Source organism: Actinomadura pelletieri DSM 43383 (genome assembly GCF_003634705.1).
In the GTDB taxonomy this organism is placed as follows: Bacteria; Actinomycetota; Actinomycetes; order Streptosporangiales; family Streptosporangiaceae; genus Spirillospora; species Spirillospora pelletieri.
Window position 1 is genome coordinate 900,336 of the sequence record NZ_RBWU01000001.1, and the last position, 14,209, is coordinate 914,544.

The window sequence follows — 14,209 nt, forward strand, 5'->3', positions numbered from 1 at the left end:
ACCCTTAGGGATGTGGCACGGGTGTGGTTCGGTGGCACGGATTCGGGGCGGGGGCGGCTGGGGACGCCGGGCCCCCGGGTGGAGCGGAGGGACGTTCCGGTGAGTCGGCTCACCGGCGGGCGCACTTACCCCATGCTGGTGCGAACCCGTAGTCTCGGGGGACGGACATCCGGTGGCTGGCGGAGTGCCAGAGAAAGGTCCGTGCGGGCGGCCGGAAGAGGGAGGTGCACCGTGGAACCCGGTGGTCAGTTGAACATGCAGGAACTGCTCCAGCAGGCGCAGGCCATGCAGGAGCAGCTCTTCAGCGCGCAGCGTGAACTCGCGGAGGCGGAGGTGACGGGGACCGCGGGCGGCGGGCTCGTCACCGCCACGGTCAACGGGCAGGGCGAGATCACCGGCCTGTCGATCGACCCGAAGGCCATCGACGTCGACGATCCGGCGGACACGGCGGAGACCATCGCCGACCTCGTCCTGGCCGCGGTCCGTGACGCGGGACGTGCGGTGCAGGAGTTGCAGCAGGAGAAGATGGGCCCGCTCGCCCAGGGGCTGGGCGGCGGTGGCGGCATTCCCGGCCTCGGCGGGCCCGGCGGTGGGTTGCCCGGCGGTTTCCCCGGGCTCGGCGGCGGTTCCGGGGCCTGAGCGGACGAACGAACAGAAGGGAGGGGTCCGTTGTACGAAGGGGTGGTTCAGAACCTCATCGACGAGCTGGGCAGGCTGCCGGGCGTCGGTCCCAAGAGCGCGCAGCGGATCGCCTTCCACCTTCTCGCCGCCGACCCGGCCGACGTGGAGCGTCTCGGCAAGGCGCTCAAAGAGGTCAAGGACAAGGTCCGCTTCTGCAAAACATGCGGGAACGTCGCGGAAGAAGAGGAATGCCGGATCTGCCGTGACGCGCGCCGCGATCCCCATGTGATCTGTGTCGTGGAGGAGTCCAAGGACGTCGTCGCGATCGAGAAGACCCGCGAGTTCCGTGGCCGCTACCACGTCCTCGGCGGCGCGATCAGCCCGATCGAGGGCGTCGGCCCGGACGATCTGCGCATCCGCGAGCTGATGCAGCGCCTCGCCGACGGGACGGTGACCGAGTTGATCCTCGCCACCGATCCCAACCTGGAAGGCGAGGCGACGGCGACATACTTGGCCCGGCTCGTCAAACCCATGGGGCTCACCGTCACCCGACTGGCCAGCGGCCTGCCGGTGGGTGGCGACCTGGAGTACGCCGACGAGGTGACGCTTGGCCGCGCATTCGAAGGACGGAGGCTGCTCGATGTCTGAAGCCAACAGCCCGCAGGACTGGAACACGCTGGCCGAGCGTGTGGCACGCCATGTCGAGAACTACCTGAACGGTCTGGAGGCGGTCGCGCGCGGGGACGGTGGTCCGCACACCATCCCGTTGCTCCTCCTCGAGGTGTCGCAGGTGATCCTGGCGGGGGCGCAGCTCGGAGCCAGTGCCGACGTGATCCTTCCGGACAACTGGGAGCCCGAGGTCGGTGACGATCCCGACCTCGACGCCGTCCGGCAGGGTTTGGCCGAGCGGCTGAGCGTGATGGACGAGTACATCGAGGTCTTCGACCCGTACAAGGACACCGAGGCGACGTCGTACCGGCTGTCGGACGACCTTGTGGACGTCGCGAGCGACCTCGTCCACGGGCTGCGGCACTACCAGCAGGACCGTCCCCTGGAGGCGCTCTGGTGGTGGCAGTACTCGTACTTCAACCACTGGGGCAACCACGCCGGTGCGGCCCTGCGCGCGCTGCACGCGTTCGTCGCGAACGCCCGCCTGGACGTCGCTCCCGAGGTCGCCGCCACCCCGTAACGGCCTGCCGGAGCGTCCGGCTGACCCGTTCTGACGGCGGGATGCGGGCATGGGCGACGACGCCCACTGGCGGGCGTGCTTTCGTCCGCTCCGGAGGAGCTTGTGGTTCAGGGGTTGGCGTAGCTGGTCAGGGTGTCCCAGTCGATGTCCGGGGGCGTGATTCCGTGGGTGGCGAAGTAGGTCTGGGTGCGTCTCCAGCCGTCCTCGATCCATTCTTCGAAGGACGACGGTTCGCGGCGGCCTGAAGGGAGCAGGCCCGGTATGCGCGCCGGGGTCATCGTCCACTCGCCTTCCGTCTTGGACGCCTCACCGGCGACGAGCAAGGTCGTCCTGTCGTCGACGAGCCCGTTGTGTCGGTGCCACAGCAGGTTGGCCGGTCCTGGTGTCCCGTGGAACGGCTGGGACGGGCGCAGTTGAAGCGTTCCGGGTGCCGAGGTCGACCAGGAGACCCGCGCCCGCGTCGAGCAGGGGAATCCCTGTTCGTCGCGTACTGCCAACACTGCCGTGGGGTATCGGGTCAGGGCGTCGGTGATCTGTTCGTTCGGAGGCGTGCCGTCCGGAGGCGGGGGCTTTCCGGCGCCGCCGGTCGCGGCGGGTGGTCCCACGTGCACGCGCAGCGGCCTCACGAAGATCGGCAGCCGCCAGAAGAACCAGGCCATCGCGTGGCGGTAGTCGGGCGCGGCGATTCCGTCGGCCAGCGGAAAACGCCTGTGAAAAAGGATGCGCCAGTATTCCTCCAGGTCCTGCGGGGACGCCACGATCTCCGGGGCGGTGGCGATGCCCTGAATCAGGACCGTGGGCATGTCCGCCAGACCGCTTCCGGCGGGGTCCGAGTACAGGAGAGCGACGCGGCCGTCGCGGCGGACGTTGCGCGCCCGCTGCGGATAGGCCACCGGTGTGCTGAGGACGATCTCTCCCCGATTGCGGAGCCATGTCCCCGACATCGGTCTGGTGTTCAGCCCTCCGGACTTGGTGAGGCTGGTGAACTCCAAGACACGAGTCTCGGACAAGACATTCGCCGTGATGGCATCCAAATCCACGCGTTCCTCCGAAATCGGTTCGACCCGGAGGAACCTAGAACCTCGACCACACCCAAGATCCGGTTCTCGGACTCGGGACACCGATCGGCGGTGCGGTCAGCGCGGGGAGCGGTCATGGTATGGCTGTGTTGATCAGTATTTGAGACCTTGGTCACGGAGTTCGATGCCAGGGAACGTGGTGTGTCACGGGTTGGGAGTCTGCGGATGCGGCGACGGCTGCTCGCGCTGGGGTTTGCTGGGTGCTGTTTGGTGAGCGGGTGCGGCGGCGGCGAGGAGCCGTCCATCCTCGGGACGCAGACGCTGGTCGCGGGGGTGCGGCCGGACCTGCCCGGAATCGGGTTCCAGCGGGCGGACGGGCGTTTCGAGGGCCTGGACGTGGACGTGTCGCGCTACCTGGCCGCCCGGTTGGGGAAGAAGGTTCGGTTCGTCCCGGCGCTGGCGGCGGACCGGGAGCGGCTGCTGCGGGACGGGAAGGTCGACATGGTGCTGACCTTCTGGCTGGAGCCGGAATGGAAGCAGCGGCTGGGGTTCGCGGGCCCGTACCTGCTGTCGTACCAGGACATCCTCGTCCGGGACGGCGAACGCGAGGTCCGCGGAGTGCGAGACCTCGCGGGACGCAGGATCTGCGCCGTCACGGGATCGGGCGCCGCGGAGGCGGTGACGCGGGAACGGCAGGTGGCGGCGGTGCCGGTGGCCGCCAGGTCCTACGACGAGTGCATGACGATGCTCGCCGACCGGCGAATCGACGCGATCACGACGAACGACACGATCCTCGCCGGGCTGAAGACCCGGAAGGGCACCGGTTTCCGCCTGCTGAACTCCCGGTTCGGAGAGCGGCGGACGGGCATCGCGATCCGCAAGGGCGACCCCGACGGATGCGAGGCCCTCAACCGAGCCATCACCCAGATGTACCAGGACGGAACAATGGCCAGATTTATGAGCAAATGGTTTGGCTCCTCAGGCCTGAACCTGTCGGACGTCGAGGTCCCCCAATTCGAGGGCTGCCTGTAACCCCGTCCCGACCCTTCGGCCGCTCTATCTCGCCCGCTCTGCCCCGGCCGCTTCGCCCCTGCTCGTGGCCGTTCGCTCGGCTTGTGGCCGCTCAGCCTCGGTCGTCGCTGCCGGAGGTGGACGGAGGGTTGGCGCTCACACCGCCGCCGTCCCGCCGGTCAGGCCTCCGCCGCTGGTGGTGATGTTGCCTGTGTCAGCGCCGGGTGGCTTGGACGCTTCGCCCCGGGCCGTGGCGGCTTAGTCTTGGTTGCCGCTGCCGGAGGTGGACGGAGGGTTGGCGCTCACGCCGCCGCCGTCCCGCCGTCAGGCCTCCGCCGCTGGTGGTGATGTTGCCTGTGTCAGCGCCGGGTGGCTTGGACGCTTCGCCCCGGGCCCTGGCTGCTTCGCCTTGGGTGCCGCTGCCGGAGGTGGACGGAGGGTTGGCGCTCACGCCGCCGCCGTCCCGCCGTCAGGCCTCCGCCGCTGGTGGTGATGTTGCCTGTGTCAGCGTCGGGTGCTGCTGTTGCTTGGACGCTTCGCCGCGGGCCCTGGCTGCTTCGTCGTGGGTGCTTAGTCTTGGTTGCCGCTGCCGGAGGCGGTCGGGGGGTTGGCGCTCACGCCGCCGCCGTCCCGCCGGTCAGGCCTCCGCCGTTGGTCCTGATATTGCCTGTGTCAGCGTCGGGTGGCTTGGACGCTTCGCCCCGGGCCGTGGCGGCTTAGTCTTGGTTGCCGCTGCCGGAGGTGGTCGGGGGGTTGGGGCCCTCGCCGCCGCCGACGGCGCCGCCGCCCATGCCGCCGCCGCCCGTCCCGCCGCCCAGGCCTCCGCCGCTGGTCGTGATGTTGCCTGTGCCGGCGTCGGGTGGCTTGCCGTTGTCGCCGGGGCCGCGCGGAGGTGTCTGGGGGAGGCGCGTAGGCCGCAACTTCGGGCCCTTGGTCTTCTTCTGCTGGCCGGGTGCGCCGTCCCGGCCGTGCTTCTTCGTGGACCGCGACGGTGACGGTTTCGGTGATTCCTTGGGCGTCGGCGCGGGCGGCTCCAGGCGGGTGGCCGGGGTCGCGTCGCCGCGGGTGCCCTCCCGCTTGTTGATCGTCGGGCTGGGGGACGGCGCCGGGTCCCGGCCGCCGGGGAGCTGGCCGGTGATCGTGGCGTAGGCGGCGCCTCCGGTCAGGATGAGCGAACCGCCCACGACGGCCAGAACCTTGATCGTCAGGAAGCGGCGCAGGGCGGCCGCGCGGGAGCCGCGGGCCGGACGTGGTGCGGCCAGGAAGGCGGCGACGGCGGCGTCCTCGCCCGCGAGTTCCGCCGGACGCGCGGGCGCGGCCGCGGCCGTGAGAAGAGCGCGCAGCCGAGCGTCGCCGCCCACACCGTCGAGGAGGCGCTCGGCGGCGCGTTCGTCGAAGCCTCCGGCCTGGTGATGCTCGCTCATGTCACCTCTTCAGCGCCGGTACCACCGCTTTTGTCACTCTGGGCGAAGGGAGGGACCCCGGGCGTCGCGTCCTCGCCGACCGCGCAGGGGGGTGACAGCCGTTCGGCGAGGCGCTTGAGTCCACGGTAGGAGGCCGTCCGGACGGCGCCCGGACGTTTTCCGAGAACCTTGCCGGCCGACTTGGCGTCCAGACCGACGACGACGCGCAGCAGCACCGCCTCGGCCTGGTCGCGGGGAAGTTCGGAGATCAGCCGTAGCGCGTCCCGGGTGGCGATGCCGTCCAGCGCGTCGAGTTCGGTGTCGCCGTCGGCGGCCATCGTGATCAGTTCCTCGACGGGCAGGTCGGAGCCGGGACGCCGTGACCTGCGACGCAGATGGTCGAGGGCCCGATGCCGGGTGATCGTGGCCGTCCAGCCGCGGAAGCCGTCGAGGTCGCCGCGGAACGAGGGGAGGTCACGGGCGATCTGGAGCCAGGCCTCGGACGTGACGTCCTCGGCGTCCCCGCCGACGATCGCCCCGGCGAACCGGATCAGCCGTGGCTGGACGTCGCGATAGAGCATGCGGAAGGACTCTTCGTCGCCCTCCTGCGCCGCCCGCAGGGCACGACCGAGTGTCTCCTCGCCGGCCCGATCCACCCCCACCATTGTGCAGGGATTCACGTGATCGTGTGACATGTACGCGGTGGTTCGGCGCTGAAGCATTGAGCGCCCACGGCATCCGGTGTCCGGGCGCTCCCCCTTCCCGTGTGAAGCATGACGAGATGTGGACGGACATGACCCGCGATCCGTTGGTCGGCGGCCCCGCGCGCGACCTGGATGACCTGCACGTCGGCGACGGTTCGGCGGGCACGAGACCGCTGCCGGTCGCGGCGGCCGAGCCGGTCTTCGTCGACGCGACCGGCGGGCGTGCCCGGCTCGGACGGCGGCTCGGCCTCGCCGCCGGGGCGGTGCTCGTGGTGTTCACGGGCGCGCTCGGCCTCGGTTTGGCGACCGAACCGAACGTGCCGTTGACGCCGTGGAACGATCCGTCGCCGCGGCCGAGTGTGAAGTCGAGCCGTCCGGACGGCCCGACGGTCGGGGCGGACGAGCGGCGCGCCGGCGTGGTCGGGCGTCCCGGACGGGTGACCCCCGTGGCGCCCGGGTCGTCCGCGGCCGTTCTCCCGACGCGGCGGGCACCTGCCGTGTCGGCGTCCACGAGCCGTCCGGGCAAGTCGAACGCGACCCCACCCGCCTGGGGACGTAAGAAGAAGAACCGTTGACCCCACGACGCGCCGAGCCCAGGGGGCACTGGGTTCTGCTGATGCTCGGCGGTTTCGTACTGGCTGTGCTTCTGCTGCTGGACGGGTTCGCGCACAACATCGTCGGTGAGGCGCCCCGGGACGCACGTCCGGTCGCCGGGTCCGTTCCGGCGGCGGTCGCGTCCGGTGGGCCGGTCGTCAGCCTCGCGGACGGCGTCCCACGCGCCCGCCGGATGCCCCCGAAGACGATCGCGTTGACGTTCGACGACGGCCCCGACCCGGAATGGACCCCGCGGCTCCTGGACGTCCTGCGCCGCCACGGCGCCCGCGCGACGTTCTTCACCGTCGGGGCGCGTGTGGCCGAGCATCCGGAGCTGACCCGGCGGGTGCTGCGGGACGGCCACGAGATCGGCTCCCACACGTACACGCACGCGGATCTGGCGGCGGTGCCCGCGTGGCGGGCGCGGCTGGAGCTCGATCTCACGCAGCGGGCGCTGGCGGGGGCGGCGGGCGTCCACACGAGGCTGATGCGGATGCCGTACTCGTCCCGTCCGGACGGCCTGACCGGCCCGGAGTGGGGAGCCGCGAGACGGGCGGGCGAAGACGGTTACGTCGTCGTCCTCACCGACCGCGACACCGAGGACTGGGCCCGTCCCGGCACCGCAGGGATCGTCCGGGCCGCGCTCGCCGGGGAGCGGCGGGACGAGGGCGCGGTGGTGATGCTGCACGACTCCGGCGGCGACCGGTCCGAGACGGTCGCGGCCATCGAGCAGATCATCCGGCGGCTCCAACCGCAGGGGTACCGCTTCACGACGCTCACCGAGGCCCTGGACCTGCCCCCGGCGCAGGTTCGGGTGTCGGCGCCGGAGAGGGCCTTCGGCTGGACGCTGATCACGGCACAGCGCGCCGCGTCCGCCCTCACCGGGACCATGGGGTTGCTGCTGGCGGTGGCCGGGATCGCGTACGTGCTGAGACTCCTGGCGCTCGTGCTGCTGGCGCACGTCCACGTCCGCCGGGTCAGAGGTCGAAGACGGGTACGGCGCGGCGGCGCCCACCGCCAGGCCGCACCGGATCCTTTCGTCGGCTTCCACGAGCCGGGGGAGATGCCGCCCGATCCGTTCCCGCCCGTGTCGGTGATCGTCCCGGCGTACAACGAGGAGGCGAACATCGCGGCGACGGTCGCCTCGCTCCTGGACACCGACTATCCGGGCACCGTCGAGGTGATCGTGGTGGACGACGGGTCCACCGACCGCACCGCGCTGCTCGTCGAGTCGATCGCGCTGCCTACCGTCCATCTGATCCGCAAGCGCAACGGCGGCAAGCCCAGCGCGCTGAACACCGGCATCGGCGTCGCCCGCGCCGAGATCCTCGTGCTCGTGGACGGCGACACCGTCTTCCAGCGCGACACCGTCCGGCATCTCGTCGCGCCGTTCGCCGACCCGCGGGTCGCGGCGGTCAGCGGGAACACCAAGGTCGCCAACCGGGGCGGCATCCTCGGCCGCTGGCAGCACATCGAGTACGTGATCGGTTTCAACCTCGACCGGCGCATGTTCGACATCCTGCGGTGCATGCCGACCGTCCCGGGCGCGATCGGCGCGTTCCGCGGATCGGTGTTGGCGCAGGTGGGCGGCGTCCCGGACGACACGCTCGCCGAGGACACCGACCTCACCATGGCGATCTGCCGTACCGGGCTGCGCGTCGTCTACGAGGAGAAGGCCCTGGCGTGGACGGAGACACCGTCGTCGCTGCGTCAACTGTGGAGGCAGCGCTACCGCTGGTGCTACGGCACGATGCAGGCGATGTGGAAGCATCGCCGCTCCGTGATCGAGCACGGCGGTTCGGGGCGGTTCGGACGTCGCTGCCTCCCCTACATGATGGTCTTCCAGGTCCTCCTGCCCCTGTTCGCACCCGCCATCGACCTGTTCGCACTGTACGGACTGCTGTTCCTCGATCCGGCCGTGCCCATCCTGATGTGGACGGCGTTCGTCGCCGCGCAGGCCGCCGCCGGTGCCTACGCGCTGTGGCTGGACGGCGAACCGATCCGTCCGCTGTGGACGCTGCCGCTCCAGCAGTTCGTGTACCGGCAGTTGATGTATCTGGTCGTCGTCCAGTCCGTCGTCACCGCACTGCTGGGCGCACGGTTGGGCTGGCACACCATCCGGCGGACGGGCACGCTGGCGGATCTCCGGGAACAATCGGAGGGACCGGTCGGTTACACATGACAGCCGGTGTGCCTGGTGTCCCCGGGCCTCACCTTTTGCCTTCACGGAATACCGTCCGGCTGGAGCCGTGTCGTGCCTTTCGCCGAGAGGCGACCCACACACCGGTGCAAGATCGGGCCCCCGCCGGGTCATATGACCCGGCGGGGTCTGGTCGTTTTCGGGGTGCGAAACTTGCGGACATGAGTCTCGCGGCGCATCTGGAGGAGCTCGGCCGTCCGCTGGTCGACGAACAACTCGAACACCCCACCGTGCGGGGCATCGCCCAAGGAAACCTGGACGAGAAGGTCTTCCGCTCCTGGCTGGAACAGGACTACCTCTTTCTGCACGACTACGTCCGCGTGTTCTCCCGGCTCGCCTGGCAGGCCCCCGCCGCCCATCTCGGTGACCTCGTCGACCTCGCCCACGCGACGTTCCACGAGGAACTCGACCTGCACCGCTCGCTCTCCGCGAGCTTCGCCGCCGACCTGGACGGCGCGAAGAAGGGCCCGGCGTGCGCCGCGTACACGTCCTTCCTACTGGACAGCGCCGCCATCTACGCCGAAGGTCTGGCCGCCCTCTACCCCTGCATGTGGGGCTACTCGACGCTCGGACGGCACCTCGCCGAGAACCCGCCGTCGGAGCCCCGCTACCGCCGCTGGGTCGACACCTACGCCGACCCCGGCTTCGCGTCCCTGACCGCCCGCATCGCCCAGATGATCGACGAGTCCGGCGCCGACCCCGAAACCGCGGAACGCCTGTTCCTGCAAGGCATGCACCACGAAATCGCCTTCTGGGACGTCCCCTGACCCTGGACGCGCTCAGCCGATAACGACGGAACTCCAAAGGAGTCAGCCGGATGGTCGACGCGCCCTACGGCGTCCTCTAGGACTCCCTGATGCTGAAGGGGCCCAGCTCTGCGGGAGGGAAGGCAGCAGGGGCAGTCGACGCGGCCTTCGTTCTCTTTGGGACGTCGCGGATCTGGAGGCGCAGCCCTCATGGAGGGTGGCTCGGTGGAGCTGGTCGGGTAGGCGACGTGGCCTTCGACATCTTCTGGGACGTCCCTGACGCTTGAGGTGCTCAGCCTCCCAAGGACGGAACCTCCGCGGAGGCGGGCGGGTAGTCGACGTAGCCTTCGGCGTCGCCGCCGTGGACGAGTTCGGAAATGTGGGGGGTGAGCGGCGCGTCCGTTGCGAACCTGTGCGGTAGGTCCGGGTTCGAGATGAACAGGCGGCCGAAGGAGAAGATGTCGGCCAGGCCCGCCGCGACGGCCTCTTCCCCGGCCCGCCGCGAGGTCGGTTCGGGACCGTTGAAGTTTCCGATCAGGGTGCCCGACCAGCGGGGACGCAGGTCGGCGAGCGCGCCGTACGCGCCGCGCTCGATGATGTGCAGGTAGGCGAGGCCGAGCGGGTCGACGGCGTCCACGAGGGCCCGGTAGGTGCCCTGCGGGTCCTGCTCGGCGATCTCGTTCTCCGGGTTGTCCGGGGAGATGCGCAGGCCGACGCGTTCGGGGCCGACCTCGGCGACGACGGCCTCGACCACGTCGAGGGCGAGACGGAGCCGGCCCTCCCGCGAGCCGCCGAACCGGTCGGTGCGCCGGTTGGTGTTCTCGGCGAGGAACTGCTGGATGAGGTAGCCGTTCGCGCCGTGCACCTCGACACCGTCGAACCCGGCCCGGATCGCGTTGCGGGCCTCGGCGGCGAAGTCGGCGATCGTCGCCTCGACCTCGGCGGTCGTCATGGCGCGCGGGGTGACGTGCTCGACGCGGCCCGCGGCGGTGTAGATGCGTTCGGACTCGATGCGGACGGCGGACGGGGCGAGGGGCGTCGCGCCACCCGGCAGGTTGAGGGGGTGCGTCATCCGTCCCACGTGCCAGAGCTGGGCGAAGATCGTCCCACCGGCGGCATGGACGGCCTCGGTCACCTCGGCCCATCCGGCGACCTGCGCGTCGGTGACGAGGCCGGGGATGCCGGGTCCCGCCTTGCCGAGGATGTTCGGCCAGATCCCCTCGGTGACGATCAGTCCGGCGGTGGCGCGCTGCGCGTAGTACAGCTTCGTCAACGCATGCGGGACGCCGGTCGCGTCGTCCGCCCGGGCGCGGGTCATGGGCGCCATCGCGATCCGGTTGGGGAGCCTCAGGCGCGGCCCGTCATACGGCAGCAGCAGCGGACTGGTCATCACATGCCTTCCTTTCATGCATGTACATGCATTTCATGTACATGCAGATATTCGCAGTGCATGTATGCTGATGTCAAGAGAAGGAGGCGCGAGATGGGCGCTGGCGCTACGACGGCGGGCACGATCACCGCGGACGCGATCCTCTGGGACGGTGTCGTGACCCTGCACGGACGGGTCGAGAATCAGCTGGCCAAGGCGCTGCAACGGCGCCACGGCATCGGCCTGTCGGAGTATCGGGCGCTGTGCCGCCTCGCCCGCGCCGACGACGGTGAGCTACGGATGCAGGAACTCGCCGACCTCATCGGCCTGAACCAGAGCTCCGTCAGCCGCCTGGTCGCCCGCCTGGAGAGCGCCGGTTTCACTCGCCGCGCGATGTGCCCCAAGGACCGCCGTGGCGTCTACACCGTCATCACGGACGAGGGACGGATCGTCCAGGAGAAGGCCGCCCCGACCTACTCCGAGACCCTCACCGAGGCCCTCGACGCCGCCGCCACCGACCCGTCCCTGGCCCCCCTGATCGCCACCCTCCGCCCCTGACCCCCGCGACACACGCGTCGCGCGCCCCGCTCGGGGGCGCGCGTCCATGTGCCGACCGGCTCGGCGGGCGAGCGTCCGGCGGTCGCGACGACGAGGACGCCCCACGCGAAGGATCGCGGGACTTGGACGCCGCGCATGGCGCCAGAGCGCTCACCGCGGACCGGGCCGTCTCCGCCCGACTGCACCGGCGCTGCTTGGACGCCTGCCGGGCGGCCTCGATGGTCTTCGCCGCTGTCAGCCCCGCAACGCGCGTTCCCGCTCAGGGGCGCGCGTTCGGTGAGCCCAGTGGGTTGTCGGTGTCTTGTGCCAGCGGGCTCGACGGATTCGTGACCACCGGCGCCTGCGGAGCGCGCACGTACGCGCGGTGGCGGGTTGAGCGGAGCGTTGGGCGCCTTGTGCTGGGTGAGGCTCGGTGATTTACGTGACGGGCTGGAGGGTTCCGGTCGTGGAATGCGTGCGCGCGGCCCCTGGGTGGGGCCGCGCGCCTTGGGTCAGTGGGTTGCCGGTGTCTTGGGGCGGATGGGCTTTGTGGTTGCCGTGTCGGGTTGCGTGTTGAGGCTTTGGAAGCGGCGGAGGCGGAGGCTGTTGCCTACGACGAAGACCGAGGAGAACGCCATCGCACCGCCCGCGATCATCGGGACCAGCAGGCCCGACGCGGCCAGCGGAAGGGCCAGCACGTTGTAGGCGAACGCCCAGAACAGGTTGCCTTTGATGGTGCGGAGCGTGCGGCGCGACAGTCGGATCGCGTCGGCCGCGGCCCGCAGGTCGCCACGGACGAGGGTCAGGTCGGACGCCTCGATCGCCACGTCCGTGCCGGTGCCCATCGCGAGTCCCAGATCGGCCTGGGCGAGCGCGGCGGCGTCGTTGACCCCGTCGCCGACCATCGCGACCGTCCGGCCCTCGGACTGGAGCCGCTTGACGACGTCGACCTTGTCCTGGGGCAGGACCTCGGCGATGACCTCCTCGATCCCGACCGTGTCGGCGACCGTCCGGGCCACGGTCTCGTTGTCGCCCGTCAGCAGGACCGGACGGAGACCGAGGGCCTTGAACTGGTCGATCGCCTCCCGCGACGTCGGCTTGACCTGGTCGGCGACGGTGAGCACGGCGCGGGCCCGGCCGTCCCACCCGACCGCGACCGCGGTGTGGCCGGCCGCCTGGGCCTGCTCCATCGCGCGTTCGAGGTCGGGGGTCAGGTGCTGCGCCCACTCGGCGAGCAGTTGGGGACGTCCCGCGAGGACGCCGTGACCGTCCACGACTCCCTGGACGCCGAGGCCTTCGACGTTCGCGAAGTCCTCGACCGTGCCGAGGTCACCGACGCGTTCCGTGGCCCCCTTCGCGATGGCCTGCGCGATGGGGTGCTCGGACGCGTTCTCCAGCGCCCCCGCCAGCCGCAGGACGTCGGCCTCGTCGACCCCGTCGGCGGTGATGACGTCGACCAGGGCCATCCGTCCCGTGGTGACGGTGCCCGTCTTGTCCAGGACGACCGTGTCGATCCGGCGGGTGGACTCCAGCACCTCCGGGCCCTTGATCAGGATGCCGAGCTGGGCGCCGCGTCCCGTCCCGACCATGAGGGCGGTGGGGGTGGCGAGGCCGAGCGCGCACGGGCAGGCGATGATCAGGACGGCGACCGCGGCGGTGAAGGCGCCCGCGAGGGGCTCGCCGGTGCCGATCCAGAAGCCGAGTGTGCCGAGCGCCAGCGCGATCACGATCGGGACGAAGATGCCGGAGATCCGGTCGGCGAGCCGCTGGACCTGCGCCTTGCCCGTCTGGGCGTCCTCCACGAGCCGCGCCATCTGGGCGAGCTGGGTGTCGGAGCCGATGCGGGTGGCCCGCACCAGCAGCCGCCCGCCCGCGTTCACCGTCGCGCCGACCACGGTGTCGCCGGGCCCGACCTCCACCGGAACCGACTCGCCGGTCAGCATGGACGCGTCCACGGCGGACGAGCCCTCCTCGACCGTCCCGTCCGTGGCGATCTTCTCGCCGGGACGGACGACGAACAGGTCCCCGACCGCGAGCCGGTCCACCGGAATCCGCTCCTCGCGGCCGTCCCGGATGACCGAGACCTCCTTGGCGCCCAGTTCGAGCAGCGCCCGGAGCGCGGCGCCCGCACGGCGCTTGGACCGCGTCTCGAAGTACCGGCCCGCGAGAATGAACATGGTCACGCCGGCCGCGGCCTCAAGGTAGATGTTCATGGACCCGTCCGCGCGGGGCATGGAGAACTCGAAGCCGTGCTTGATGCCGATCTCCCCGGCCGTGCCGAAGAACAGCGCCCACAGCGACCAGGCGAACGCCGCCAGGGTCCCCAGCGAGATCAGCGTGTCCATGGTGGCCGCGCCGTGCCGCAGGTTGGTCGCCGCGGCCTTGTGGAACGGCCAGCCCGCGTAGACCACGACCGGGGCGGCCAGGGTCAACGACAGCCACTGCCACGCGTCGAACTGCAGGGCCGGGATCATCGCCATCGCGATGACCGGGACCGACAGCACGACCGCGGTGATCAGCCGCTGCCGCAGGGGGCGCAGCCCGTCGTCCGGCTCGGTCTCCTCGACCTCCCCGGACGACTTCGGCGGCGCGGGCAGCTCGGCGCTGTACCCGGCCTTCTCGACCGTGGCGATCAGCTCCTCCGGGGACACCCCGGCGGTGAACTCGACCTTCGCCTTCTCGGTGGCGTAGTTGACCGTGGCGGTCACACCGTCCAGCTTGTTGAGCTTGCGTTCGATGCGATTGGCGCAAGACGCGCACGTCATGCCGCCGATCGCCAGCTCGATACGCTCGGACGCCGCGTCCGTGCTCATCGC

Annotated in this window: 13 protein-coding genes; 8 read left to right on the plus strand and 5 right to left on the minus strand. The window is 70.8% G+C overall.

Annotated elements, in window-relative coordinates; genetic code table 11:
• The first annotated feature begins 255 nt into the window (after nucleotides 1–255).
• Genes BZB76_RS04105 through BZB76_RS04115 form a run of 3 tightly spaced genes read left to right on the plus strand, consistent with a single transcriptional unit; the run spans nucleotide 256 to nucleotide 1,810 of the window.
• Nucleotides 256–639, plus strand: a complete 384-nt coding sequence (locus BZB76_RS04105) for a YbaB/EbfC family nucleoid-associated protein (RefSeq protein ID WP_420534762.1) — start codon at nucleotides 256–258, stop codon at nucleotides 637–639.
• Nucleotides 640–669: 30 nt separating this feature from the next.
• Entirely contained in the window at nucleotides 670–1,269 is a 600-nt protein-coding gene (recR, locus tag BZB76_RS04110; RefSeq protein ID WP_121432912.1) for a recombination mediator RecR, read from the plus strand.
• Nucleotides 1,262–1,810 (plus strand): DUF5063 domain-containing protein, encoded by a 549-nt coding sequence (locus tag BZB76_RS04115; RefSeq protein WP_121432913.1) that lies wholly within the window; start codon nucleotides 1,262–1,264, stop codon nucleotides 1,808–1,810. Before recR ends, BZB76_RS04115 begins: the two co-directional genes overlap by 8 nt.
• A 107-nt stretch (nucleotides 1,811–1,917) precedes the next feature.
• Here BZB76_RS04115 and BZB76_RS04120 read toward each other — a convergent pair whose 3' ends face one another.
• A complete protein-coding gene (locus BZB76_RS04120) occupies nucleotides 1,918–2,802 on the minus strand; it encodes a pyridoxamine 5'-phosphate oxidase family protein (protein ID WP_147449304.1) in 885 nt (294 codons plus the stop codon).
• A 297-nt stretch (nucleotides 2,803–3,099) separates the two neighbouring features.
• Between BZB76_RS04120 and BZB76_RS04125 the strand changes: the two genes are divergently transcribed.
• Nucleotides 3,100–3,861 (plus strand): transporter substrate-binding domain-containing protein, encoded by a 762-nt coding sequence (locus BZB76_RS04125; RefSeq protein WP_246006738.1) that lies wholly within the window; start codon nucleotides 3,100–3,102, stop codon nucleotides 3,859–3,861.
• A gap of 695 nt (nucleotides 3,862–4,556) precedes the next feature.
• Here BZB76_RS04125 and BZB76_RS04130 read toward each other — a convergent pair.
• Together BZB76_RS04130 and BZB76_RS04135 are read right to left on the minus strand one after the other, a co-directional pair.
• Nucleotides 4,557–5,264: a hypothetical protein gene (locus tag BZB76_RS04130; RefSeq protein ID WP_121432916.1), complete on the minus strand. Its 708-nt coding sequence runs from the start codon at nucleotides 5,262–5,264 to the stop codon at nucleotides 4,557–4,559.
• Nucleotides 5,261–5,899 carry an RNA polymerase sigma factor gene (locus BZB76_RS04135; RefSeq protein WP_246006739.1) on the minus strand — a complete coding sequence of 213 codons (639 nt, stop codon included), beginning with the start codon at nucleotides 5,897–5,899 and terminating at the stop codon, nucleotides 5,261–5,263. Before BZB76_RS04135 ends, BZB76_RS04130 begins: the two co-directional genes overlap by 4 nt.
• 137 nt (nucleotides 5,900–6,036) lie before the next feature.
• Here BZB76_RS04135 and BZB76_RS04140 point away from each other — a divergent pair, with 137 nt between their 5' ends.
• From BZB76_RS04140 to BZB76_RS04150, 3 genes are all read left to right on the plus strand, one after another.
• Entirely contained in the window at nucleotides 6,037–6,522 is a 486-nt protein-coding gene (locus BZB76_RS04140; RefSeq protein WP_147449305.1) for a hypothetical protein, read from the plus strand.
• The gene (locus BZB76_RS04145) at nucleotides 6,519–8,723 is read left to right on the plus strand and encodes a bifunctional polysaccharide deacetylase/glycosyltransferase family 2 protein (RefSeq protein WP_246006740.1); all 2,205 of its coding nucleotides are present in this window, start codon (nucleotides 6,519–6,521) and stop codon (nucleotides 8,721–8,723) included. The genes BZB76_RS04140 and BZB76_RS04145 overlap by 4 nt, the downstream gene beginning before the upstream one ends.
• Nucleotides 8,724–8,902: 179 nt before the next feature.
• Entirely contained in the window at nucleotides 8,903–9,508 is a 606-nt protein-coding gene (locus BZB76_RS04150; RefSeq protein WP_121432920.1) for a TenA family protein, read from the plus strand.
• 271 nt (nucleotides 9,509–9,779) lie between these two features.
• On the opposite strand, the gene BZB76_RS04155 is transcribed toward BZB76_RS04150, so the two are convergent.
• Nucleotides 9,780–10,877: an alkene reductase gene (locus BZB76_RS04155; protein ID WP_121432921.1), complete on the minus strand. Its 1,098-nt coding sequence runs from the start codon at nucleotides 10,875–10,877 to the stop codon at nucleotides 9,780–9,782.
• A 93-nt stretch (nucleotides 10,878–10,970) separates the two neighbouring features.
• On the opposite strand from BZB76_RS04155, the gene BZB76_RS04160 reads away from it, so the two are divergent.
• On the plus strand, nucleotides 10,971–11,414 hold the full coding sequence (locus BZB76_RS04160) for a MarR family winged helix-turn-helix transcriptional regulator (RefSeq protein ID WP_121432922.1): 444 nt from the start codon (nucleotides 10,971–10,973) through the stop codon (nucleotides 11,412–11,414).
• Between the two features lie 491 nt (nucleotides 11,415–11,905).
• Here BZB76_RS04160 and BZB76_RS04170 read toward each other — a convergent pair whose 3' ends face one another.
• Nucleotides 11,906–14,206 carry a heavy metal translocating P-type ATPase gene (locus BZB76_RS04170; RefSeq protein ID WP_121432924.1) on the minus strand — a complete coding sequence of 767 codons (2,301 nt, stop codon included), beginning with the start codon at nucleotides 14,204–14,206 and terminating at the stop codon, nucleotides 11,906–11,908.
• Nucleotides 14,207–14,209: the final 3 nt, after the last annotated feature.

Coding starts and splice junctions, on each gene's coding strand:
- BZB76_RS04105 (WP_420534762.1), top strand. CDS start 256: ATGCAGGAACTGCTCCAGCAGGCGCAGGCCATGCAGGAGCAGCTCTTC.
- BZB76_RS04115 (WP_121432913.1), top strand. CDS start 1,262: ATGTCTGAAGCCAACAGCCCGCAGGACTGGAACACGCTGGCCGAGCGT.
- BZB76_RS04130 (WP_121432916.1), bottom strand. CDS start 5,264: ATGAGCGAGCATCACCAGGCCGGAGGCTTCGACGAACGCGCCGCCGAG.
- BZB76_RS04140 (WP_147449305.1), top strand. CDS start 6,037: ATGACCCGCGATCCGTTGGTCGGCGGCCCCGCGCGCGACCTGGATGAC.
- BZB76_RS04150 (WP_121432920.1), top strand. CDS start 8,903: ATGAGTCTCGCGGCGCATCTGGAGGAGCTCGGCCGTCCGCTGGTCGAC.
- BZB76_RS04155 (WP_121432921.1), bottom strand. CDS start 10,877: ATGACCAGTCCGCTGCTGCTGCCGTATGACGGGCCGCGCCTGAGGCTC.
- BZB76_RS04160 (WP_121432922.1), top strand. CDS start 10,971: ATGGGCGCTGGCGCTACGACGGCGGGCACGATCACCGCGGACGCGATC.
- BZB76_RS04170 (WP_121432924.1), bottom strand. CDS start 14,206: ATGAGCACGGACGCGGCGTCCGAGCGTATCGAGCTGGCGATCGGCGGC.